This window comes from Photobacterium rosenbergii, from assembly GCF_033022775.1.
In the GTDB taxonomy this organism is placed as follows: Bacteria; Pseudomonadota; Gammaproteobacteria; order Enterobacterales; family Vibrionaceae; genus Photobacterium; species Photobacterium rosenbergii_A.
The window spans coordinates 53,195-76,771 of record NZ_JAWJZI010000010.1 but is presented as its reverse complement, the minus strand read 5'-3'; the positions used below and the strand labels follow the sequence as shown (position 1 = coordinate 76,771).

General features: G+C 48.5%; 24 protein-coding genes and 2 tRNA genes. 17 read left to right on the top strand and 9 right to left on the bottom strand.

Features of this window, described 5'->3' with window-relative positions:
* Positions 1-144 precede the first annotated feature (144 nt).
* Complete coding sequence (gene cysZ / locus R2X38_RS19365; RefSeq protein ID WP_317523989.1) at positions 145-918, bottom strand: sulfate transporter CysZ; 774 nt, start codon at positions 916-918, stop codon at positions 145-147.
* A 382-nt stretch (positions 919-1,300) separates the two neighbouring features.
* Between cysZ and zipA the strand changes: the two genes are divergently transcribed.
* From zipA to R2X38_RS19350, 3 genes are all read left to right on the top strand, one after another.
* Positions 1,301-2,578 carry a cell division protein ZipA gene (gene zipA, locus R2X38_RS19360; protein ID WP_317523987.1) on the top strand — a complete coding sequence of 426 codons (1,278 nt, stop codon included), beginning with the start codon at positions 1,301-1,303 and terminating at the stop codon, positions 2,576-2,578.
* A 123-nt stretch (positions 2,579-2,701) separates the two neighbouring features.
* Positions 2,702-4,717, top strand: a complete 2,016-nt coding sequence (gene ligA, locus R2X38_RS19355; protein WP_317523986.1) for an NAD-dependent DNA ligase LigA — start codon at positions 2,702-2,704, stop codon at positions 4,715-4,717.
* 550 nt (positions 4,718-5,267) lie between these two features.
* Positions 5,268-6,422: a porin gene (locus tag R2X38_RS19350; RefSeq protein ID WP_317523985.1), complete on the top strand. Its 1,155-nt coding sequence runs from the start codon at positions 5,268-5,270 to the stop codon at positions 6,420-6,422.
* Positions 6,423-6,612: 190 nt separating this feature from the next.
* Here the strand turns inward: R2X38_RS19350 and R2X38_RS19345 are convergent, their stop codons facing one another.
* Positions 6,613-7,347: a DUF2057 domain-containing protein gene (locus tag R2X38_RS19345; RefSeq protein WP_317523984.1), complete on the bottom strand. Its 735-nt coding sequence runs from the start codon at positions 7,345-7,347 to the stop codon at positions 6,613-6,615.
* 756 nt (positions 7,348-8,103) lie between these two features.
* On the opposite strand from R2X38_RS19345, the gene R2X38_RS19340 reads away from it, so the two are divergent.
* The 3 genes from R2X38_RS19340 (at position 8,104) to gltX (ending at position 11,501) form a co-directional block, all read left to right on the top strand.
* On the top strand, positions 8,104-9,147 hold the full coding sequence (locus R2X38_RS19340; RefSeq protein WP_317524042.1) for a porin: 1,044 nt from the start codon (positions 8,104-8,106) through the stop codon (positions 9,145-9,147).
* Positions 9,148-9,229: 82 nt separating this feature from the next.
* Positions 9,230-9,904 (top strand): DUF2057 domain-containing protein, encoded by a 675-nt coding sequence (locus tag R2X38_RS19335; RefSeq protein ID WP_317523983.1) that lies wholly within the window; start codon positions 9,230-9,232, stop codon positions 9,902-9,904.
* 172 nt (positions 9,905-10,076) lie between these two features.
* Complete coding sequence (gene gltX / locus R2X38_RS19330; protein ID WP_317523982.1) at positions 10,077-11,501, top strand: glutamate--tRNA ligase; 1,425 nt, start codon at positions 10,077-10,079, stop codon at positions 11,499-11,501.
* A gap of 56 nt (positions 11,502-11,557) precedes the next feature.
* Here gltX and R2X38_RS19325 read toward each other — a convergent pair whose 3' ends face one another.
* The gene (locus R2X38_RS19325; protein WP_317523981.1) at positions 11,558-11,734 is read right to left on the bottom strand and encodes a hypothetical protein; all 177 of its coding nucleotides are present in this window, start codon (positions 11,732-11,734) and stop codon (positions 11,558-11,560) included.
* A gap of 571 nt (positions 11,735-12,305) precedes the next feature.
* Here R2X38_RS19325 and R2X38_RS19320 point away from each other — a divergent pair.
* Positions 12,306-12,381: transfer RNA gene (locus R2X38_RS19320), tRNA-Ala, on the top strand.
* Between the two features lie 100 nt (positions 12,382-12,481).
* On the opposite strand, the gene R2X38_RS19315 is transcribed toward R2X38_RS19320, so the two are convergent.
* Both R2X38_RS19315 and R2X38_RS19310 read right to left on the bottom strand, forming a co-directional pair.
* Positions 12,482-12,558: transfer RNA gene (locus R2X38_RS19315), tRNA-Arg, on the bottom strand.
* Between the two features lie 61 nt (positions 12,559-12,619).
* Complete coding sequence (locus R2X38_RS19310) at positions 12,620-13,756, bottom strand: flagellar assembly protein FlgT (RefSeq protein ID WP_317523980.1); 1,137 nt, start codon at positions 13,754-13,756, stop codon at positions 12,620-12,622.
* 228 nt (positions 13,757-13,984) lie between these two features.
* Here R2X38_RS19310 and R2X38_RS19305 point away from each other — a divergent pair, with 228 nt between their 5' ends.
* Both R2X38_RS19305 and R2X38_RS19300 read left to right on the top strand, forming a co-directional pair.
* A complete protein-coding gene (locus R2X38_RS19305) occupies positions 13,985-14,620 on the top strand; it encodes a FlgO family outer membrane protein (protein WP_317523979.1) in 636 nt (211 codons plus the stop codon).
* An 8-nt stretch (positions 14,621-14,628) separates the two neighbouring features.
* On the top strand, positions 14,629-15,054 hold the full coding sequence (locus R2X38_RS19300; protein WP_317523978.1) for an LPP20 family lipoprotein: 426 nt from the start codon (positions 14,629-14,631) through the stop codon (positions 15,052-15,054).
* Positions 15,055-15,081: 27 nt separating this feature from the next.
* On the opposite strand, the gene R2X38_RS19295 is transcribed toward R2X38_RS19300, so the two are convergent.
* The 3 genes from R2X38_RS19295 to flgA form a co-directional block, all read right to left on the bottom strand.
* Complete coding sequence (locus R2X38_RS19295; RefSeq protein WP_317523977.1) at positions 15,082-15,510, bottom strand: flagella synthesis protein FlgN; 429 nt, start codon at positions 15,508-15,510, stop codon at positions 15,082-15,084.
* A gap of 17 nt (positions 15,511-15,527) precedes the next feature.
* Positions 15,528-15,839 (bottom strand): flagellar biosynthesis anti-sigma factor FlgM, encoded by a 312-nt coding sequence (flgM, locus tag R2X38_RS19290; RefSeq protein ID WP_317523976.1) that lies wholly within the window; start codon positions 15,837-15,839, stop codon positions 15,528-15,530.
* A 102-nt stretch (positions 15,840-15,941) separates the two neighbouring features.
* Entirely contained in the window at positions 15,942-16,688 is a 747-nt protein-coding gene (gene flgA / locus R2X38_RS19285) for a flagellar basal body P-ring formation chaperone FlgA (RefSeq protein ID WP_317523975.1), read from the bottom strand.
* Positions 16,689-16,851: 163 nt separating this feature from the next.
* On the opposite strand from flgA, the gene R2X38_RS19280 reads away from it, so the two are divergent.
* The 6 genes from R2X38_RS19280 (at position 16,852) to flgE (ending at position 21,744) form a co-directional block, all read left to right on the top strand.
* Positions 16,852-17,769, top strand: a complete 918-nt coding sequence (locus tag R2X38_RS19280; protein ID WP_317523974.1) for a chemotaxis protein CheV — start codon at positions 16,852-16,854, stop codon at positions 17,767-17,769.
* A 53-nt stretch (positions 17,770-17,822) separates the two neighbouring features.
* On the top strand, positions 17,823-18,653 hold the full coding sequence (locus R2X38_RS19275) for a protein-glutamate O-methyltransferase (protein WP_317523972.1): 831 nt from the start codon (positions 17,823-17,825) through the stop codon (positions 18,651-18,653).
* Between the two features lie 215 nt (positions 18,654-18,868).
* Positions 18,869-19,264: a flagellar basal body rod protein FlgB gene (gene flgB / locus R2X38_RS19270; protein WP_317523971.1), complete on the top strand. Its 396-nt coding sequence runs from the start codon at positions 18,869-18,871 to the stop codon at positions 19,262-19,264.
* A 3-nt stretch (positions 19,265-19,267) separates the two neighbouring features.
* Positions 19,268-19,684 carry a flagellar basal body rod protein FlgC gene (gene flgC / locus R2X38_RS19265; protein WP_317523970.1) on the top strand — a complete coding sequence of 139 codons (417 nt, stop codon included), beginning with the start codon at positions 19,268-19,270 and terminating at the stop codon, positions 19,682-19,684.
* Between the two features lie 17 nt (positions 19,685-19,701).
* Entirely contained in the window at positions 19,702-20,427 is a 726-nt protein-coding gene (locus R2X38_RS19260) for a flagellar hook assembly protein FlgD (protein WP_317523969.1), read from the top strand.
* A 6-nt stretch (positions 20,428-20,433) separates the two neighbouring features.
* A complete protein-coding gene (flgE, locus tag R2X38_RS19255) occupies positions 20,434-21,744 on the top strand; it encodes a flagellar hook protein FlgE (RefSeq protein ID WP_317523968.1) in 1,311 nt (436 codons plus the stop codon).
* On the opposite strand, the gene R2X38_RS19250 is transcribed toward flgE, so the two are convergent.
* Positions 21,745-21,942: a hypothetical protein gene (locus tag R2X38_RS19250; RefSeq protein ID WP_317523967.1), complete on the bottom strand. Its 198-nt coding sequence runs from the start codon at positions 21,940-21,942 to the stop codon at positions 21,745-21,747.
* Between the two features lie 69 nt (positions 21,943-22,011).
* On the opposite strand from R2X38_RS19250, the gene flgF reads away from it, so the two are divergent.
* Together flgF and flgG are read left to right on the top strand one after the other, a co-directional pair.
* Entirely contained in the window at positions 22,012-22,764 is a 753-nt protein-coding gene (gene flgF, locus R2X38_RS19245) for a flagellar basal-body rod protein FlgF (RefSeq protein WP_317523966.1), read from the top strand.
* A gap of 17 nt (positions 22,765-22,781) precedes the next feature.
* Entirely contained in the window at positions 22,782-23,570 is a 789-nt protein-coding gene (gene flgG, locus R2X38_RS19240; RefSeq protein ID WP_044624008.1) for a flagellar basal-body rod protein FlgG, read from the top strand.
* The last annotated feature ends 7 nt before the right edge of the window (positions 23,571-23,577 follow it).

Genomic DNA, 23,577 nt, shown 5'->3' with positions numbered 1-23,577 from the left:
TACGGCTATAGGCGAGAGCGGCTCTGGGCGATAGGAAGAGCAAAGAGCATAGTATGGGCAAGTCGTTTGGAGGGGGAAATTATAGTCTATGGGTAGACGAGCGACTTCCTCCCGCTCGCCTATGGCCGATAGCCTATTGCCGGATCAATAAGCCTTATGCTGCTCGCGGTAGTGATCGACCCACATCGCCGTCGCGCCACACACAGCCACTGGCATCACGAACAGGTTGAGGATTGGGGTCATGGTGCAAAGCATAACCAGGCTGCCGAAGCTCAGCGAGGTGCCACGCTTGGTCTTTAGCGCATCTCGCATAGCAGGGAACGGAACCTTGTGATTGTCAAACGGGTAGTCGGCGTACTGGATACTCATCATCCAAGCACTGAACAAAAACCAAAGCACTGGGCCTACGGTCTGACCAATGGCCGGGATCCACAGTAGGATGAATAGGCCAATCGCTTTTGGCAGGTAGTATTTCAGCTTGATCCATTCGCGGTGCATGATCCGAGGTAGATCTTTCATCACCCCGGTGATTCCAGTATCAGGAGCCTTTTGACCTGTCAGTTTCGCTTCTAGGTGCTCGGCGAGCAGGCCATTGAATGGCGCGGCAATCCAGTTGGCAATGGTGCTGAATAAGTAGGAGAAAGTGACCAAAGTCGCGATAGCAAGCAGTGGCCACAGCAGATAAGACAGCCAATCAAGCCAGCTTGGCAGCTGGTTCATCCAGCCGTCAATCCAGGTGCCCAGTTGGCTAAGCACCAAGCTGAAGGCGGTGCCAAACAGCACAATGTTGATTAATAACGGGAAGAGGACAAAGCGACGCGTTCCGGGTTGGGTCGCAAGTGAAATGCCTCGCAAGAAATAGCCGGCACCACTTAATGGGGCTGTTAGCTGGGGGCGGGGCTGCCGGGTAGATTGCATAAAGGCTCCTTGGCAAGTCGAAAAAGGGTTAAAGACGTAATCATTCTTGGCTTGATAGTAACGGTGATTAATAGCTATAAGCAAATTAACGCCGCTCGGGACCGGTCGGAAGACGGCAAAAATGGTCAAAGCTTGTTCATTTTTGTGCTCGGCAGCACTATCTTGCACGAATAACGACTTTCACCTTCTCATTCTGATTTGAGTTTTGATACATTAGAGTAAAGTTAAGTCCATAATGACTGATGTACACTACTTCAGTGAAGGGCTGTCGTTGGCTTTTTAATTTGCACTTTTTTGTCATTGTTAGATGAGTGGCTATGATAAAAAAGTACCAAGCTAAGTAGTAGAGGTTACCCACTGGCGATCAGTGGCTGTAATCTAGATGTTGATTTACCCGGTAGTGGGTTACAAGTTAATTCAGAGTATTCGTATGCAGGAATTGCGTCTGGTTCTTATTATTGTCGGTGCGCTTGCCATTGCAGGATTATTGCTTCATGGCCTATGGAGCAGTAGAAAGGAAAAGCCTGCAAAGTTTGGTGAGAAGCCACTGGGTAAGTTGGACAAGTCCTCCCGAGATTCGGAAGGTTTTGATAAGGATGGTGTGGGCAGTGTCAGGGTCGTGGGCTCCGAAACTGCACCGGTTGAAGCACCTCGTCATGAAAGGAAAGAACCCGAATTGCACTTTGGTGCAAAATTGGATGCTGATCCGTTGTTGGACGGTCCTGCAATGAAAGACATTGCTCCTACTCAAGGGCAAAGCGCCCCGAGCTCAGAGGCGATGACGGCAGTCGATGCGCCAGAGCCTGTATTAGTAGCCATCGATCAGCAGGAAGTTGCCAAGCAACTTGTGGCTGAGCCAAAAACGGTTCCAGAATCTGAGCGAGTATCAGAGCCGCAAGCACAAGCTAAAGAGCAGACGGCACCCAAAGCGGTCACTCCAGAGCCAGCAGTGAAGGTGACCGAGAAGGTTGAGCCTGTGTTGAATGTTGCCACTGCAGAGCAGGTTACGCTGGAGGAGCCTATTCAAGCAGCTGAAGCCGAACTTGAAAGTGCAGAGCCAGTTGTTTCTGCTACCGAGTCTGCGATAACTGATCCTGCCAACAAGGTTGAGGCAGATGAAAAGGGTAAGCCTGAAGAGTCTGAAAAACCTGAAGAGGTTGTTACTGCTCCAGCTGCAGCGCCAGTTATGGAGCAAACTTTGCTGGTTGAAGAGCCAGAGCAGCCCGCCGAGCAAGAAGTACTACCGCCAGATTACCTGGTACTGAATGTCCATGCCCGTAATGGTGAGATGTTCCGTGGCAGCCGGCTGTTTAACGCTTTTGAGCAAAACCATCTGATCTTTGGTGAAAACTCGGTGTATCACCGCCATGCCGATGCGGCGGGAACAGGGCCTGCAATCTTTACGGTAACCAACATGGTTCACCCGGCCCACTTCCCTGAAGGCGGTAGTGAAAGCTTTGAAACTCCGGGCGTAGCATTTTATCTGATGCTGCCATGCGAGATTGGCCGTGCCGATCAGAACTTCAATTTAATGCTGCAAACTGTCCAGCGTATTGCAGACAGTTTAGGTGGTGATGTGCTCGATCATGAGCGAAACCTTATCACACCGCACCGCATCAGCGGCTATCGCGACAAAGCACAGCGCTATACTGTAAGCTAACTTTTGTAGCGTCTAACGAACACAAATTGGCCCTTTATACATATAGGTATAAGGGGCCTTGTTTTTTATACCCTCTCCAAGCGGCCCTAGGGCACTTTGCTTGGTATCAGTACAGGTACACATATGAGCCACGACATTCAGCAGCAGCTCGATGAGTTGCGCGAACTTCTTGCCTATCACGGTCACCGCTATTACGTAGAAGACAATCCGGAAATACCGGATGTGGAATATGACCGAATGATGCAGCAGCTGCTGGCGATTGAGGCGGAAAACCCAGAGCTAGTGACCGTTGACTCACCGAGCCAGCGAGTGGGTGGCAAACCGCTGGACGGTTTTACCCAGATCACCCATGAAATTCCAATGTTGTCACTGGACAATGCATTCAATGACGATGATCTTCATGCGTTCGAAAAGCGAATGTTGGATCGCCTGCTGTCTGAGTCATCTCTCGCTTACTGCTGCGAGCCGAAGCTGGATGGTTTGGCGGTGAGCCTGATGTACGAAAATGGTGTTCTGGCTCAAGCCGCGACCCGGGGGGATGGTACAACGGGTGAAAATATTACCGAGAATGTGCGAACCATTCGCTCTATCCCGTTAAAGCTTCGCGGTGAAGGCTGGCCTTCTCGCCTTGAAGTGCGCGGTGAAGTCTTTATGCCGAAAAAAGGCTTTGAATCGTTGAATGAGAAAGCCTTGAAAAAAGGTGAAAAGACGTTTGCCAACCCGCGTAATGCAGCGGCAGGAAGTTTGCGTCAGCTCGACTCTAAAATTACTGCGACTCGACCTTTGAGTTTTTACGCTTACTCGGTGGGTGTCGTTGAAGGATTGGAGCTTGCCCCGGGTCAATATGATCGCCTGGTTCAGCTTAAAGGATGGGGGCTGCCTATGTGTCCGGAAATCCGCCAGTTGGCCAGCATGGATGAAGTGATCGCTTACCATCAGGAAATTGGTGAAAAGCGTGAGTCTTTACCTTATGAAATTGATGGGGTGGTAATTAAAGTCGATGATATTGCCATCCAACAGCAGCTAGGCTTTGTTGCACGGGCCCCGCGTTGGGCGATTGCCTATAAGTTCCCCGCCCAGGAAGAGCTGACGACGCTAAACAATGTCGAGTTCCAGGTTGGCCGTACCGGAGCGATTACCCCGGTTGCAAAACTGGAACCTGTCTTTGTTGGCGGTGTGACGGTAAGCAACGCCACACTGCACAACGCCGATGAAATTGCCCGCCTAGGTGTGATGGTGGGAGATACGGTGATTATCCGCCGTGCCGGTGATGTGATCCCACAGATAGCTTCTGTGGTTGAGTCTCGCCGCCCAGCGGATGCCAAGCCCATTGTATTCCCAGAAGCATGCCCGGTGTGTGAGTCCAAAGTTGAGCGTGTTGAGGGTGAAGCGGTGGCTCGTTGTTCTGGCGGACTGTTCTGTCAGGCGCAGCGCAAAGAAGCACTGAAGCACTTTGTGTCTCGTAAAGCGTTGGATGTTGACGGCTGTGGCGAAAAAATCATTGAGCAACTTGTTGATCGTGAAATGGTGGCGACACCTGCAGATCTGTTCAAGTTATCAGCGGGTGTCTTAACCGTCTTGGAAAGAATGGGACCAAAGTCAGCGCAAAAGCTGGTGGACTCACTGTCTTCATCAAAACTGACTACGTTACCTCGCTTCCTTTATTCATTGGGTATCCGTGAGGTGGGTGAGGCGACTGCAGCAAACCTTGCGATGCATTTCGAGTCCTTGCCTGCCATTGAAGCGGCGAGCAAAGAGCAGCTGGTGGCAGTACAGGACGTTGGCGAGATTGTTGCGGCACATGTCTACAACTTCTTCCGCGAGGAGCACAACCTGACGGTGATTAAAGATCTTATTGAGGTTGGTATTCACTGGCCGGCAATTGAAAAGCGCGATGATGCTGCTGAGCTACCCCTTGATGGTAAAACGGTCGTGCTAACAGGCAGCTTGTCACAATTAACTCGCTCGGATGCCAAAGCCGCACTGCAAAATCTGGGTGCGAAAGTGACGGGCAGTGTATCTAAGAAGACCGATCTACTGGTTGCGGGTGAGGCGGCTGGGTCAAAACTTACTAAAGCTCAAGAGCTTGGCATTGAAATTTGGGACGAGCAACAGCTTATTGATTTCATGGCTCGGTAAAAACGTCAAAAACGTCAAAATATAATTTATTGACGAAATTAACGATAATGGCTCTAAAGCAATGTCTTTAGAGCCTTTTTTTTTGCGACTGTAAAATGACTGGTTGTTATTTTTTGATGCGAATTCATCGGTGTAAATAAGTATGTATTTGGCAAAAAAATGCTAAAAACATTCTTGTGGCAATGGAGGCTTTGATAGGGTAACTATTAGTTTCTAATGAATTTGTAAGTATATATTGTTGTTTTTATTGTGTTTTTGTTTTGATGGTGTCTGTTTAGGGTGCGATTTGATCCGGATCACTAATCGCCAGAAAGTTTGCACTGAGTCATATTTTTTAAACAATAAATTAAGTTCTGTTTGATGTTTTTTGATGTGAAAGTAGTCTTAAAGGGGAAGAAGGACAGAGGTTGAAAAAAATAGTTCAATCGAAGTTAAAAAAATATAGCGGGCTGCAGTTGAGCAGTTCGCATATTGGGAGAGTTACTTGTTGCCCTCGGCGGCCAACCTTCTGGGCACAAGTAAACACAGCTAGTATTTTTAGGAGTTTTCCATGGAAAAGATGTTCAAGCGTTCAGTATTAGGTACTGCAGTTGCAGCTGCAGCAATGATGTCTATGTCTGCAAATGCATACCAGATTGGCGAGAACAATGAATTCAATGTCGAAGTCTACGGCGTTGCTGCTATCTCTATCGTTAACTATGACGCTGAAGAAAAAACTATTGCGACTGGTGCGAAAGAAGATAAATACACCGGTTACGACTACGAGAACGAGTCACGCATCGGTTTCCGTGCTGGCAAAGATATGTTCGACAACGTCAATATCTTTATGCAGGTTGAGTCCGGTTACGTCGGCGAAGATGGCAAAGGCGGTACGTTGGGTAACCGCGATACCTTCGTAGGTGTTCAGGGTGACTGGGGTAAAGTACGCTTTGGCCGTATGCTGACGCCAATGTACGAAGTTATCGACTGGCCTTATGCTAACCCAGGTTTGGGCGCATCATGGGACTGGGGCGGCGATGTGAAGTTTAACCGTGACCGTCACGGCGACATGGCTCGCTACGACTCACCAAACTTCAGCGGTTTTAACTTCAACGTGGCAACTGGCCGCGGCGACAAGTCTGTCGACGGCAACAACTGGTACGGCGCGGCTGCGCACTACCGTGTAGCTGACATGGTGACGCTACATGCTGCCTTCGAATCTGAAACCGATCGTAAGGTTAAAGACGGCGCTGATGCTTCCTGGGAAATCTGTGCATCGGATACAGGCTGTACAGATGGCGCGGGTAACTCTATAAGCACTGGCGATAACTACCAGACAGCGGCAGTTGATGCACAGTTTGCTGATACCTTCGGTTACCTTGTAGGTTTTGAAGCTTCACTACCAGCAGGCTTCGGTCTGGCGGCGGCATACAAGTCCGGTGAGAGCGACGTGAAGGGGGGTGACAAGTCCGAGCAGGATTCATGGGTAGTGATCGGTCAGTACTGGAATGGTCCATGGGGTGTGAAGGTCGGCTATACCGAAAACTTGGAATCTAAAACGGCGGGTGTGAAGCAGGGTGATGAGGATAGTATCGTCTCTGGCCAGCTGATGTATGTTCACAACGGTTTCGTTCCTTACCTACGTCTTGCCCAGCGTGATATCAAGTCTGAAGGCAAGCAGACAGAAACATTTGTTGTTCGAGTGGGTCTAGAATACGGTTTCTAATCGGATTCAAATCTGATACAGCCTTTTTGTTGCGGGAGCCTTCGGCTCCCGCTTTTTTTTGGAAGATTCTTGCCGGAAAGAGGGGGCCAATAAATACAATAAATAGTTGGTCAAATACTTATTTAGGTGGGTCTTAGTAGAAAAAAGAAGGGCAAGCCCTTCTTTATCCATGGTGACGAGGTCTGCGAGATCAGAGGTTGTTGATGGCCCAATTAATAAACTCTTTGCGGGTCTGTTCGTCGGCTTGGTTGAACCAGAACTTCAAGTTTTCTGCTGCAAGTTCGGACTGTTGCTGGTGTGTGTCCGTTGCTGGTTGTGCCTTGGCTGCCACCGGGCGGTCGGCTTGGGCGTTTGGCTTTGCCGTTTGTTGTACCTGCGCTGTCTTTGCTGGTGCCGAGGCTTGAGAGATTACTGCTCCAGCAGCGGCCAGCGCTGCGATCCCACCTGTTTTATTGTAAGCCTGGACATATTCGGCGTAATCATGATTGATCGAAAGCCCCTGCAGCGCCAGCTTGTCGTGTTTGAAGGGGTAGTCGCTCCCGCTTTTGCGCTTTAATACCGGTGTCGGGGATTTTTCGTATCCCTCGGCATGAACAACATCATGAAAATCCGGAATGGAGAAAACCAAATCTTTATCTTTGGCCTCGAAAGTCAGGATAAAAGGGCCGGAGCGGAAGCGTTCGCTTTGTTTGTCACCTTTATAAAAGTAGTGATCGATTTGGTAGACTATCTGGTTTTGTCCATCTTCCAGGCGGATACTCTCTGCAGATGACTTCAGAAAGCTATCCCATCCCTTGTTCGCTTCTTCCTCATTGACGGCCAATAGGCGAATGTTGGCCGGTAGATCGAGATTGACAGCCGCTAACGTTTGAAAAGATAGCGGTGACAACATGGCTACAGCTAAGGCTAATCTCTTTAATTTCATTTTCTCTCCCTGATAGCTACCAGCAGTAGCACGTCCAAGCTAAAAGATATTTTGCACCACGATTTTACTTGGTGATTGCCGCGCATAGAAGCATATTTTCTGATGCCGTGGTGTTAATAAGAGCTCAGTCACAACGAATAAATACCTGTAAATAAGTTTTGGTTTTAACATTCTGATTTTAATGAATATTAAAGCCTTTATTGCAGTGTGTTTAGCGGGAGGGAGTTTGTGCGAATAGTGGCTGATTTATGTTGTGAGAAAAACAAAACTAAAGTTCCTTCGACAAAAACGTCAAAAGCCCTTAAATCTGCTTCTCAGGTAAAGTTCAGTCAGGGAGGTGATGTGAGAGCGGGATCACCCTTTTGATGTCAATAAAGGTGACTAATTACAATACTTTGTAAAAAAATCTAAGGGAGTGTCAATTGCGTGATGGTTTTCACTTTAATGTGAGAACAAGTGCACACTTTTCCGTTTTGTCTGCGCTAGAGTTAATTTTAGGATTTTTGGTCATCTAATTGATTTTAATGGTTTTTTCTGTTTTTTTATAAGTGCGATTTTGAAGCTGGTCATGTTTTTTCTTGACCTATCTTCACGCTGAGAAAAAAGCCGATAGCCTTATTCGTGAACAATAAATGATAGAAATTCGAGCAACCCTTCCTTCGGCGGCCAACTGAGGAGGTTTTGCTTAAACAGCTATAATATTAGGAGTTTTTCATGGATAAGATTTTCAAGCGTACCCTTTTAAGTGCTGCAATCATGTCAGCAGCTGTTGCTGCCGTACCGGCACAGGCAAGTGAGTCAGATGCCAAATATGAAGTTTACGGCATTATTGCGGTTCAGGCGGCATACCGTGATTACGACAGTGGCAATTCTGCGACGGATGATGAGCTTGGAGGCATGCAGTTGAACAACGAGTCACGTATTGGCTTCCGTGGTTCGAAGCAGTTTAAAAATTTCGGCCCTAAGTTCATTTGGCAAATCGAAGGCGGCTATGTCGATCCAAGCTTCGGTGGTGAAGGTGCCGGCCTTGGTGAGCGTGACACGTTTGTCGGGTTTGAAAGTGACGGCCTTGGTCAGGTGCGTTTCGGACGTGTGCTAACACCGCTATATGAGTTGGTCGACTGGCCTGCATCTAACCCTGGCCTAGGTGACGTATGGGACTGGGGGGGGGCAATTGGTGGTGCCAAGTATCAAGACCGCCAGTCGAATACTATTCGCTGGGACTCGCCTCTATATGCTGACTCCCTGACTTTCGACGTTGCAGTTGGTGCTGGTGACAAAGCTGGCCTAGGCGAAGGCGATGATTACTGGGGTGGTTTGGCGGCTCATTACAAAGTCGGTCCGGTCCAGTTTGACTTAGCGTATGAAGGTAACCGTAATATCGAGTCTGAAGGTACGTCTTGGGACAACGATACCTACTTGGCCGGTATCCAAGGTTGGTTTGACAACGGTATCTCTTTCTTCGCACAGTACAAATATATGGAAGCTTCTGCAGCGACTGGTCGAGATGAAAAACAAGACGGTGTCTCAGCTGGCTTGATGTATAACATCAATGATTGGCAGTTCAAGCTCGGCTATGCTGCCAACTTTGACTTAGAAGTGGATGGCAAGACTATTAAGAATACCTCTGATGATGTTATTTCTGCACAGGCCATGTACTTTGTCGACCCATCAGCTGTGATCTACTTCCGTGCCCGTACCCTTGACTTTGGTGATGGAGCGTTGGGTGTAGATTCGGAAACGCGTTGGAAGTCAGCAGACTATGATGAACTATCTGTTGGCGTTGAGTACTACTTCTAATTGCTAGTTAAGATAACGATGAAAAATGATTAAGGGCGAAGTGTTCGCCCTTTTGCTGATTGTGCGTATTGGGAGATGAACAATGAAACCACTATACAAATTTGTAGTTGCTAGCCTGCTATTCGGAGCTATGAGTGTCAATGCAGAAACCACGATCTCATTACAGAGCGAAATCCAACCACTGATTTTAAACTCGGCGGATGCCGAGGATGCTTCTGCTGAGTCCGGCAACAATCTATTGCTTATTGAGGAGGGAACAAACCAACTACTCTTCAAAGTAGGGCAACTGGTCTCTGAAGATGCCAAGCATCGGAAATATAACTCCCCAGCCTTTATCATCCGTTTTGAGGCTTCTGATCGCCCGCTTGAGCTTAGTTATCCAAAATTAAGAACCATAGCTGATGCCAAAGCCTTTGAGCGCTCACCGTCCTTTACTTTAGTCAACGACGCAAACAGATCGGTTGATTTTTCCATCGACAAGCTTACCGCTGGTGGACTTCAGAATCTTAGGGACTACCAGAATGAGTTGGTGGCGTATAACCAACGAGCTGATGCCATAGCCGCTGTTTCGTCTGTCTCAACTACTTCAACTGTCTCAACGTCAACGGCAAATAAGGTTGCTTCAGGTGAGTCTCAGCCAATGTCGGTTACCAATAGCAGCTCTCGAATGAACATATTGCAAGGATCATTTTCACAGTTAAGTGCACAAGAACAGCAAGAGTTCATGTTGTGGGCGATGAAAAACCTGAAGGACTAATTGCTATCTATGTCTTCAAACTAGTTAGTGAGAGCCTTAGGTCGCGCTGTTAATCCTTAAAGATTGACTGATTGTTGACGGGTCATTGTAGATTTACCAGACAGTGGTAAAATACCCGCCTCTGATCGCAGTGAATCCACTGCATACTCCTTCATTAATTAGGTATTGTTCAATGACGGTTAAAACTCGCTTTGCACCGAGCCCAACAGGCTTTTTGCACGTTGGTGGTGCTCGTACGGCTCTATATTCTTGGTTATTTGCTAAACACATGGGTGGCGAATTTGTTCTTCGTATCGAAGATACTGACCTTGAGCGCTCTACACAGGAAGCGATCGATGCCATTCTTGAAGGTATGGAATGGTTGGGTTTGAACTGGGACGAAGGCCCATACTACCAGACCAAGCGTTTTGATCGTTACAACCAGCTTATTGACCAGTTGATGGCAGAAGATAAAGCCTATAAGTGTTACTGCCCGAAAGAGCTGCTGGACGAAATCCGTGAAGAGCAAATGGCTGCAGGTGTAAAACCACGCTACGATGCCAACCACCCGAAAGTTGTGGCGGCAAATGCAGCAGCGACTGAAGATTCGCCGTTTGTTATCCGTTTCCGTAACCCGAAAGAAGGTACGGTTGTATTTGACGATCACGTACGTGGCCGTATCGAAATCGCCAACAGCGAGTTGGATGATCTGATCATCCGCCGTACTGATGGTAGCCCGACGTACAACTTCTGTGTGGTTGTTGACGACTGGGATATGGGGATTACGCAGGTTGTACGTGGTGAAGATCACATCAACAACACTCCTCGCCAGATCAATATCTACCAAGCACTGGGTGCACCAGTCCCAGAGTTTGCCCACTGTGCAATGATCTTGGGTGATGATGGTGCCAAATTGTCTAAGCGCCATGGTGCGGTAAGCGTGATGCAGTACCGTGACGAAGGCTACTTGCCACAAGCACTGCTGAACTATTTGGTTCGTTTGGGTTGGTCTCACGGCGATCAGGAAATCTTCTCACTAGAAGAAATGATCAAGCTGTTCAGCCTTGACTCAATCAGCAAGTCAGCGTCTGCGTTCAATACTGACAAGCTACTATGGTTGAACAACCACTACATCAAGACGGCAGAGCCTGAGTATGTTGCCAAGTACTTGCAGTGGCACTTGGATCAGAAAGAAATCGATTCTTCTCAAGGCCCGGCGGTGACGGATGTGATCAAGCTGGTCGGTGAGCGCTGTAATACTCTGATTGAGCTTGCAGAGCAGTCGCGTTACTTCTATCAAGACTTTAGCGAGTTTGAAGCCGGTGCGGCGAAGAAACACCTGCGCCCAGTGGCTAAAGGTGCGCTAGAGTTGGCACTTGCTAAAGTAGAAGCGCTTGAAGAGTGGACGACTGAAAACCTTCATAACGTGATCAAAGAAACGTGTGAAGAGCTTGAGCTAGGTATGGGTAAAGTGGGTATGCCACTACGTGTATCTGTTACCGGCCAAGGTCAATCACCATCTGTAGATGCTGTGATGCAGCTGATTGGTAAAGAGCGCGTCGCTGCTCGAATCAGGATGGCACTGGCCTTCATCGCTGAGCGTGAAGCGAACAGCTAATACCGGTCTATCGGAATTAGAGAACGAAACGGAAGAGTAGAACTCTTCCGTTTTTTTTATTTTTTGTTCATCTGCTTATAGTTATCAATACAGACCCAGAAGCTTTTAGCTGTTGCACACTGTTTAACAGCATCTTCTGGTAAGTCAGCATCTGTTCCGGCTAGGGTAAACGCGCCTGAACTGAAACTGGCAGCAAGCATCATCGCAGCAAAAAATGTGGTGATTTTCTTCATTGCGCTCTCCTTCTTAATAAAACGCATGTGATGTATGTCTCGTTACTTCTTGCTTGTCATGTATATCTACCATTTGATAGTAGGTTAAGATCATATTTTTCAAATATTAATAAGAGCGGTATGGTGCTTTGCTTTGTGTGAGGAAGATTGGAGATACTGATGGAGTTTTTTAACTCTATCATGCTGTTAGGGTTTATTTTAAATATCTGATTTTATGTGGCATTTATCGATTTGGCTGTTTGTTGTCATCGGATTTAGTCTAACGGACATCACGAGACAGGTATCGTCTTTCAGGCTACGCGCCAATCTACGCGCTTCAAAATTTATAGAATGTATCAGATTTAATACATTTTTCTGTCTGCTAAATGTGGTTGAGCTTCGACAGCATTAAATCGGTATCGCTATAAAAGTACAGGCGTTAGCTGGGCGGTATTGGCTGGATGGTTGGACGCGTAGATAGCCCCGGGTTGGTGGTGTGACGAAAATCACGGAATCATGATATTAATGACAAACAGAAAAAGTCATCTATTGACATGATTTAGCTAAGTTTTTATTATCATTTTCACAATTTGGGGCTATAGCTCAGCTGGGAGAGCGCTTGCATGGCATGCAAGAGGTCGGCGGTTCGATCCCGCCTAGCTCCACCAAATTCAAAGAACCTCGCCTAGGCGAGGTTTTTTCGTTTTTAGCTTTTTCATCTTTAATGAAAAAGGCCCAGTTACCTGATGATAACTGGGCCTTGAAATATGGCGCTCCCTACAGGAGTCGAACCTGTGGCCTTCCCCTTAGGAGGGGGACGCTCTATCCAGCTGAGCTAAGGGAGCAGCAAGCACTGCTTGGTTTCGCCATTATACAAAAAAATACCAATAAATTAAGTGATTACTCTCAATCTTCAATCTGTTTGGTTAGCAAATCACCAGGTTGGATGCTGCTGGCAAGCTCCGGCTGTTCAATGCTGAGCTCGGCAGATTTTTCGTATATCCGGTCGACAACCAAGGTGATGTCGGTTTGAACCATACGGTTTCTTGGGATCCCGTTTTGATCAATAAAGCCAGCACTGTGCCATAGCGCCAGTTGATCACCTTGTTTCACGCCATGCTTGCGACCTTGGTTGATATGGATGGTATTGCCATAATGGCGAACCACTTCCGGTAAGTTGGTACGGCAAGCCAGCGTGCTTTCCAGATCCAGCATCATGTTTTGACTAACACGCTGAACAGCCTGGCCATATGCTGACTGCCAGAACCGGGCACTGCCGGTGTCAACTTGGCTGGTGCGGGAAAATGGCCAGTTTGCCACTTCTCGATATTGGTTTTGCATCAGTACTTCACCGGTTTTGCCGTCCATAAGTTGGAGTTCGGCAGCAAATTGCCGATTGATCGTATCGCTGCGTAACAACTTTTGATCGAGTGTCGAGGTTAAATCGGTGATCTGACCGCTGATGATGTACTGGGCATCATGATCTTCCGCGAGCATAACCATTTGGCTAGGATAACCCGGGTTGATTTGGACACGGGTGGTACCGGAAACCACGAAACTTTGCGAGCGGGTTTCCAATTGGCGTTTCAGCACGGACGTGAAATTGTCCCCTAGCTGGTAAATCCCACCTAGCGAGGCGTGTTGGGGGGAGCGGATATCAAATTCACCCAACAGCAGGCCTTTTTTGTATTGTACCTTGTGGCAAGTTCTTGCCGACGGAAATACTTCGATTTGGGCTGTTAGATAAAGGCTGCCGCTTTTCTTTCTGGTTTTGGTGACAGTAATTTGACGTAATTCACTGCCACTGAACTGGTAATGATCCTGTTTGTTCTTCAGGTAGGGTTTGACGCGGTTGAATGAGGAAAGATCGGCTCCGGCATATCGGATAACCTGTAACACGGCATCTTCCAGCGCGGTCTGGCGGGCTTGTGATTCACTTTGCAGCACAACAGCAGAGCCTGTGACTTCATACCATGCGGCACTTGCCGGTAAGGCAAGCAGTAGCCAGATGCTGCTGAGGGTAAGGAGGATCTTTTTTATCATTTCGTCCACTTTCGGTATAAAAATTGCTTTAAAACTCTACGTTGGATGCTTACGAATTGAAGCGAGTGTGCCACTATCAATGGTGAGATTGAATGGCGACTTTCATAGTATTCCAAGGATAATGCAAAGAGCATTCCTGAATTTTTGTGTTTACCAATAAAGTTTTTGTTTGAATCTACGATAACAAGCTATGGGTCTGAAGTCTCTCTTCAATTGGAGCTGTATATTATGAAAAAATGGGTAATTGTATTGATGGCAATGTTGGTAACTTCTTGTGCCTATTCTCCCATTTATAACGGTAAAGAGCCTTATACCGGTAGCCGACATAGTTTGGATGAAATGCCTCGCCATACCATGGATTTTTTCATCCAGGGAATGGCTGACAAGCTGATTGAGTCGAATCAGTATCTGACTGCTCGTACACCTCTGGCCGTGACTTCATTTGTTGACCTTCAGGACATGGACGAGACGAACTGGTTGGGTAATACGGTCTCGGAAGGTCTGATTTACCAAATGCAGCAGCGTGGTTATACCGTGGTTGATTACAAAGTCACAGGTGGTATCAAAGTGACCCCGGATGGTGACTTTGCCCTTAGCCGTGACTGGCAACAGTTATCATCCGAGCAGCCTGTCGATTATGTACTGGCAGGTACTATGCTTCGCCAATCGGCCGGTGTGCTGGTCAATGCCCGGATTATTGGTATCCGCTCTCGTGTGGTGATAGCCTCGGCGCAAGGATTCCTACCTGCCGACAGGATTGGTCGCGATCTTGACAGTCTTAACAGAATGCGGATGGACAATGGCTGGATCATTCGTGATGAGACCCTGTCCCATGATAGAAATACAGTAGTAATTAAGCCTTAGGAGTAAAAATGCGTTATTGGTGCCTGTTTGTTTTAGCTTTTCTTGTCGGCTGTCAGCCTTTGGTTGAAACGCGCAATACAGACATTATTACCGCTGTTGGCTATGCGTCCATTAGCGAGCAGCCAGGGAAGAGCATAGAAGAAAAACGCATGCGTGCCATGCGGGCGTCAAAGCTCGATGCTTACCGTGAGTTGACGGAGCAGATTTACGGCATCCGTATTACAGCCCGGGCCGAGATGGATGATCAGCAGTTGAATTATGAAACTAACGATAGCTCTGTTGATGGAAGTATCCGTGGTGCTGAAGTGATCCGCAGTTATCCGATTGGCGATAACTATGTGACTGAAATGCAGCTTGATCTCAATCGGATGGAGCGCTTGAAAGGGAGTGTTGAAGTGTATTCGGTTCCCCAAAGCCAAGAAGTGATGTTCTAGGCAGGATAAATCGACAAGACGGTTTTTTTACGCTTTTAGATCAGTCCCCAGAGTACGAGTATTCTGGGTTATTCCCTCGCTGGTGTAGGTCATTTGATGCTTGCCGCGGCTCTGCTGCAATAAATTATTCAGTTTATGGAAGCTCAGCTGGGCGCGCATCAAGGCTTCGCCGTTCACTTCATTGGTGGATTGGCAGTCGTCAGCAAGAGCCCTTAAGGCTGAGACTTTTTGAGCCAGATCGCCGTCCTCAGCGAGCCTAGTTTGCTCTGGATGAACAGATAATTGGTGGTCGACGAGCTTGATACTGTCGATCAATGATGATTTTTTCTGAGCGCATTCAAGAATTTGCTCGGACTTGCGTTCGACAATTGCTTTTTGCTCTTGCGCGAGCAATGCGGTGAGAGAGGTAAGGTTTACCTGTTGCTGTTCAAGAAGCTGCTCTATAGACGTAGACATACTCTCTCACTTGTTCCTTAAAGGCCTTTCAATTCATCTTCTAATTTGATCATATTAGCCGCTAGTTTGTCGGCATCAATGACATAAGAGCCATTGGCAATCGCTTCTTTGATGGCGTTCACTTTTTCAGTGTCGAAAGCTTCCTGGGTCGCCAGCTGCTGGTGGATCTGACCCACAGATTGGCCTTGGCTGCTCAAGGAGACGGAATCAGATTCGGCTGTATTGGTTTTAGCATCAGATGCCGGTTTGCTTTTGCCAGCCTCGGCGTTGGATACATTCCCGCCAGTGGTTAATGGCTGGTTAGTGCGTATGTTATTGATAGTAGGCATTAGAAACTCCTTGAACATGCAGTTAGGCTCTATAGCTACTGTATTATCGACAACGATAGCAAAACCTTTAGGTATTGTACGTAAAATTTCGGTAATTTCGTATCAATAGCGAACCGTCACTTCACCGACAGCACTGACGACTCCGGTAATGACCTTTTTCGAGCGATTATTCTGCACTCTGATTTGCTCGCCCAGCGAGCCATCAGATAAGGCTTTGCCTTCGGTAATAATAGACAAACCGTCATTGCCGGCCTTGATAAGAACGGCATCATTTCTGCACACCAGGCAGATGTCGCTGGCCAAGATGATTTCCCCAAGCCGGACGGGGCGCTTTACTTTGGAGCCAATCAGCTGCTCTGGGCTGGCAAAAGAGGCACCGCGTTGCCGCCTCAGTTCCACTTGCTCGACAGTGATGTCGGCTGCGGAGATCACGGACCCTCTGGGAAGCGGCGCTTTGGCAACAACCCGCTCAAGCACCTGCTGGACGCGCACGGGGACGTAAAGTTGCCAATTAAGAGGCTCGCAACGAACCAAAACAGAAACCGTACCACTCAGTGAATTTTTGTTGGGGATGTCGGTCGACAGAGGTTCGGGGCATTGAGGTAGGCGGAGCCGGTTATCGAGGTTTGGTGCTGTGATAGTGAAGGTGCCGTTTGCCTCGCGGGTTAACTCGGTGACGTGATCTTGCGCGGCTTGGCTGATTGCCTCTGGTGCCATATTGGCAGGAGCTGGTTGGGTGAGATCCTGGTTTGTATCTTGGCTAGCTGACGCGAGGCTGATGCTGCTAAAGAAAAACAGCTGCAGGCCGATAAAACAAATTAGGTGGATGTTAAGCGAGTAGCTAAGCACGTAATTATCTCTTTAATGTCGCCAGTCACAATGGGATACTGTGTCTTACCGCAGGTATTTTAATAAAGCAGCTTTAACTTGCTATGATATGTGATTTACCCTTTGGTTTCTCTAGTAAACACGTATCAAATTATAAAAACAATCAACAAGGAGACGTCTTCATATGTCGGGGATATTAGATTCGGTGAATCAACGTACCCAGCTGGTCGGTCAAAACAGGCTAGAGTTGCTAACATTCAGGCTCAATCGACGTCAACGTTATGGCATCAATGTATTTAAGGTCAAGGAAGTGCTTCAGTGTCCGAAGCTGACAACCATGCCTAACTTGCACCCTTTGGTGAAGGGGATCGCACATATTCGCGGGCAAACAATTTCCGTGATTGATATGAGCCTGGCAACCGGTGGCCGTCCAATTGACGATCTCGACAATTGCTTTGTGATTATTTCTGAGTTCAACCGTTCGATTCAGGGTTTCTTGGTCTCCTCGGTAGAGCGCATTATCAACATGAACTGGGAGTCAATCCTGCCGCCGCCAAAAGGAGCGGGTAAGGCGAACTATCTGACAGCAGTAACTGAAATTGATAATGAACTGGTTGAAATTCTGGATGTAGAGAAAATTCTCGATGAGATCTCACCGGTCAATACCAATATCACCGGCACGGTATTGGAAGAGTTGATTGAAGACATGCCAGACATCAAGCGCGTATTGGTCGCCGACGACTCCAGTGTTGCCCGCAAGCAGGTCCAGCGTGCGATTGAGGCTATTGGTTGTGAATGTGTGTTGGTTAAAGATGGCAAAGAAGCCATTATCAAGCTCAGAGAGATGGCCCAGGAAGGGGATATCTACAAACAACTGGCGCTGGTGATTTCGGATATCGAAATGCCGGAAATGGATGGATATACCCTGACCGCAGAAATCCGTAACGATCCAAAACTGAAAGACTTGCATGTTATCCTGCACACCTCTCTCAGCGGGGTGTTCAACCAGGCTATGGTAGAGCGAGTTGGAGCCAATGCCTTCATTCCTAAGTTTAACCCTGATGAGCTTGGCGCAGCAGTAAAAGCCGCTATGCCTAAATAGGCAATGCCATTATAAACAGACTCGAGCACAAGAAAATCATACTAGAGCAGTAGATGACAGCGATAACAATAAACGATCAGGAATACCGCGAATTTTGCCGTTTCCTGGAAGCCCAGTGCGGAATTGTATTGGGTGACAGTAAACAGTACTTGGTAAGAAGCCGGCTCAGTCCTTTAGTCAGTCAGTATTCATTATCTTCATTATCTGAACTATTGCAGGTGGTGGTTGCGGGCCGGAACCGGGAATTGCGTGTCGCGGCGGTCGATGCCATGACAACCAATGAAACATTGTGGTTCCGTGATACCTATCCTTACACGGTGTTGGCAGAGCGTATCCTGCCGGAGCTAGCTGCCAATAAGCGGCCAATCAAAATTTGGTCCTCTGCCAGCTCTTCGGGGCAAGAGCCATATTCCATAGCCATGACGGTACTGGAAACCCAGAGCCGCAGGCCGGGAATGCTGGCAAGCAGTGTACAGATCACGGCGACCGATATTTCACAGACTATGCTGGATACTTGCCGTTCAGGGGCCTACGACAACTTGGCACTCAGCCGGGGGTTGTCGATGGAGCGTCGCCGGATGTTTTTTGAGGACAACGGTGATGGCCGCCTAAAAGTGAATGACAAGGTCAAGCGGATGGTCAACTTCCGCCCGCAGAACCTGAAAGACAGCTATGCGTTGCTAGGCAAGTTTGATGTGATCTTCTGCCGCAATGTGCTGATCTACTTCTCGCCGGAGATGAAAGCCAAGGTACTCAACCAAATGGCAGCCAGCCTGAACCCTGGAGGATATTTGCTGCTGGGGGCATCAGAGTCACTGACGGGCCTGACAGATAAATTCGAGATGATCCGCTGCAACCCGGGGATTATCTACAAGCTTAAGTAAAACTGGCTAGAGGCTAGAGGCTAGAGGCTAGAGGAAGAGCCCAGAGAAGAAGCAAGAGCTTGGATGGTCAGGCTCTTGTAAACAATCTGGCTCGCCCATCGCCCATCGCCCATCGCCCATCGCCCATCGCCCATCGCCAACCTCCTAATTTCCCTCGTTTATAACTTTTGGCACACCCTTTGCTTCCTATTCGGTAACGATTTTGGGAGGCAGATATGTCCATTTCTTTTGATAAAGCATTAGGTGTTCACCAGCATACCGTTGGCGTACGTGCCAAACGCGCCGAAACGCTGGCAAGTAACCTCGCCAATGCCAATACGCCAGGGTACAAGGCGAAAGATATCGACTTCCAGCGGGCCCTCAATGCGGCAACCTCGGGGGCAAAAGTTGGCCTCAGCCGTACTGATGGTCGGCATATTTCTGCCTCCACGCAGGTCGCGGGTGAACAAAAGTACCGTGTTCCTACCCAGCCGGACACGGGTGATGGCAATACCGTTGATGCCCAGCTGGAGCAAAACCTGTTTATGCAGAACTCACTGGAATATCAGGCATCGTTGGATTTTCTCGGATCAAAATTCAAAAACCTGAGCAAGGCACTGAAAGGGGATTAATGAATGAGTTTGTTTAATATTTTCAACGTAACGGGATCGGCCATGAGCGCGGAATCGGTTCGTTTGAATACCACCTCCAGTAACCTTGCCAATGCCAACAGTGTGAGTAGCTCAGCTGAAGAAACCTACAAGGCAAGGCACCCGGTGTTTGCAGCAGAGCTGCAAAGCGCGAGTTACAAGCGCAGTGAAAGTGTCCCGGTGCAGGTGAAAGCTATTGTCGAAAGCGAAAAACCATTGAGTGCCGAGTACAACCCGGATCACCCGCTGGCCAATGCGGAAGGTTATATCTACAAGCCGAATGTCAATGTAATGGAAGAAATGGCCAACATGATTTCGGCATCGCGTTCATACCAGAACAATGTCCAGGTGGCAGATGCCAGCAAGCAGATGCTGATGAAAACACTGCAGATGGGTAAGTAAGGTAGGGAGTAACGGCAATGAGCAGTATTAACGGTGCAGGTTCAAACAACCTTTCTTACCTCGACCAGCTAAAGTCGATGCAGGAAAAGAAGGTTCAGGAAGAGCAGAAAACCACTGGCCAGAACCAGTTGAAACAAGAGGATTTTCTATCCTTGCTGACCAAACAGCTATCACAGCAGGATCCGTTCGAGCCAGTCGGCAATGACAAGATGATCGCGCAGATGGCTTCGTTTGCCACAGTAGACGGCATCAACCAGATGAACGAGCAGTTCGGTTTGCTCAACACCGCGATGACGTCGAACCAAGCGCTGCAGGCTTCGACCTTGGTCGGGCAGGATGTATTGGTGCCAAGTGCGACCGGGATGAAAGTGACAGAAGGTGGCTTAAGTGGTCGTGTCCGTCTGACGAACTCGCTCGATCAAGCCATGATGCGAGTGGAAACCCCTCAGGGCGAGTTGGTTCGTACGATTAACCTTGGTGCCAAGGGAGCCGGCGATCACGATATTGAGTGGGACGGCAAGAACGAGCAAGGCAAGATGATGCCGGAGGGGCAATACACCATTCGAGTCTCTGGCCTTGTCGGCGGCGAAACACAGAACTATGACGTATTTACCCATGCCAATGTTAACAGCGTGGTAATGGGGCAGGGAGACGGCCAGGTATTACTCAACCTTGCTGGTCTCGACAAACAATTCAATTTGGCTGATGTACTTCAGGTCGGAAAAGCACAAGCGAAAGGATAATCAATTATGAGCATGAATATTGCCTTGAGTGGCCTGGGTGCGGCCCAAAAAGATCTCAACACAACCAGTAACAACATCGCCAATGCCAATACATACGGCTTCAAGGAGTCTCGCGCCGAGTTTGCCGATGTGTATTCTAACTCTATTTTTTCGAACTCAAAGACAACAACTGGCGGCGGTGTACAGACGGCAACAGTCGCCCAGCAGTTCCACGAAGGGTCTAGTATTTACACCAACAACCCGCTGGACTTGCGAGTCTCGGGTACCGGTTTCTTTGCGGTCGCGCCGAACAAGGCAGAGCCGGCGAACAACAATCTGACCCGAAACGGTGCGTTCCACCTGAACAACAACAACGAGATCGTAAACTCCGACAACAACTACCTGCTTGGCTATGAAGTCAACCAGGACACCAATACGGTTGCCTCCTACGAGCCCAAGCCAATGGCAATCGATGACACGTTTGGCCAGCCGAACATGTCGAAGAACATGAACATTGCGATGAACTTGCCTAGTGGTGAGGCAACGCCGAAGAGCACACCGTTTGATTTCTCCAATCCAGACTCTTACAACAAGGCGACCTCTTCGACGATCTATGATTCACTGGGTAATCCGTTGAAAATGTCGGCTTATTATGTCAAGCAAGATGATACCCAGCCGGGGGTGGCTCCAAATACTTGGAGTGTGTACTATACAGTGAGTGACAGCGGCGGTGAAAAAGCCCTTGATGTTCAAAATGGCATTGGCAGTGGTAACGGCCATTTAGGTCATGAGCTACAGTTTGATGCGGGCGGTCAGCTGGTGACCAATCCGCCAAACTTCCAAACGGTAGATTTCCAAACCGCGGGTATTCAGCTTGGTGGCGCAGACGGTACCCAGAATCTGATCTTCAACTATGACGAACCTACTCAATACGCGGCACCGTTTGAGATTCGCAAGCTGGAAGATTCAGACGGCGCGACCACGGGCTACCTGTCAAATGTCGATATCGATTCTGACGGTAATATTCTCGCCTCATACTCGAACGGCAAGGACAAAGTAATTGGCCGAGTAGCAATGGCGCGTGTGGCCAACGAGCAAGGCCTGGCCCAACTGGGTGGTACTTTATGGAACGTGACCCAGGATTCTGGCGCGGCAGTATGGGGCGATGCGTCACAAGGTTCGTTCGGCTCTATCAAGAACGGTACCCTGGAGCAGTCGAATATCGATATGACCCAGGAGCTGGTGGATCTGATCACCGCTCAGCGTAACTTCCAGGCCAGCTCGCGTGCCCTGGATGTGAACAACCAGCTGCAGCAGAACATCTTGCAGATCCGCTAATTAATAGACCTGCTGTAATAGGCCCATGACGACTTTCGTTATGGGCTTTATATTTTTAGTCAATTTATTGACAGTGTATTTCTCCTGTTCCTGATGGTTGTTTGTTCTTTGACCATAACCGTCAGCTAAGCGGCAATTCTTTTCCTCTTCTTCATGCTTAACTTCTTTTTTTTGCTTTGTTTTCTTTAAAATCAGCACTATAGCGCCTAATGCTATGTTGGTATGCATTTTGCTTTGTTGTTGCTTATCGATATAGGGGACGGTTAGATGGATCGCGCATTATTTCTCGCCATGAGTGGCGCCAAACAAGATATGTACGGCATGCAGGTTGCGGCCAATAACTTGGCGAACGTGAATACCACGGGTTTTCGCGCAGATCTGCAGCAGGCGAGAAGCATGCAGGCCTATGGTGAAGGATTGCCGACCCGAGTGTTTTCAATGACAGAGCGCCCGGGCAACAACTTCGAGCAAGGTTCGGTAAAAATGACCGGGCGTGCCATGGATGTGGCGGTTGAAGGCAATGGTTGGTTGGCCGTGCAAGATGCCTCAGGCCAAGAAGCCTATACCCGTGCAGGTCACTTGAAGATTGATGAAATGGGCATGCTACAAAACAGCAACGGCCAGCTAATTTTGGGCGATGCCGATGCGCCAATTTTCGTCCCGCTTCCTATCAACAAGATTGAGATCCAAAAAGACGGCACAGTGAGTATCTTGCCGCAGGGTGCGCCACCGGAAGCCATGGTGGCCATTAACCGGATCAAACTGGTTAACCCTGAAAATAACAGCTTGTACAAAGATGTCGACGGACTGTTCAAGGCAACAAACCCAAACCCGCAGGGGTTGGAAGCTGATGCAGGTGTGACCTTGCTAAGCGGTGCTCTGGAGGGCAGCAACGTCAATGCGGTCGGTGAAATGGTCAATATGATAGACCTGCAGCGCCACTTTGAAATGCAAGTCAAATTAATGAAAACCGCAGAAGACATGGACAAAGCGTCTTCATCTCTAATGCGTATCGGATAATAGCGAGGAGTTAACCAATGCATCCAGCTCTTTGGGTCAGTAAGACTGGTCTTGATGCCCAGCAAACCAATATCTCAACGGTTTCAAACAACCTAGCTAACGCCTCGACAGTGGGCTTTAAGAAAAGCCGTCCGGTTTTTGAAGACTTGTTCTACCAAAATATTAACCAGCCAGGCGGCCAGGCGACACAGGATACCACTTTGCCGTCCGGCTTGATGCTGGGCGCCGGTTCTAAGGTCGTCGCGACCCAGAAAGTCTTTACTCAGGGTAATACCCAAACCACCGACAATGCCCTCGATATGATGGTCGAAGGCGACGGGTTCTTCCAAGTGATGCTGCCAGACGGCAACATCGGTTATACCCGCAACGGTCAATTTACGGTGAGTAACGAAGGCCAGATTGTGACTTCAGGCGCAGGCTACGTCCTGGAGCCAGAAATTGTTGTTCCCGACAATGCCGTGGCCATCACCGTCGGTACTGATGGTGAAGTCTCAGCCCGTATTCGGGATCAGCAGGAAAACCAGGTGCTGGGACAGATCAACCTGACTAACTTTATTAATCCAGGCGGTTTGGAGCCGATTGGCCAGAACCTTTACCTGCCAACTGGGGCGAGCGGCGACCCGCAGGAAGGGATCCCGGGTCTTGACGGTTTTGGTAGCGTACGTCAGTCAATGCTGGAAACCTCTAACGTAAATGTGACTGAAGAGCTGGTCAATATGATTGAGGCACAGCGCGTTTACGAGATGAACTCCAAGGTGATCTCAACCGTTGACCAGATGCTGAGCTACGTCAACCAGCAGCTATAACAGGGAG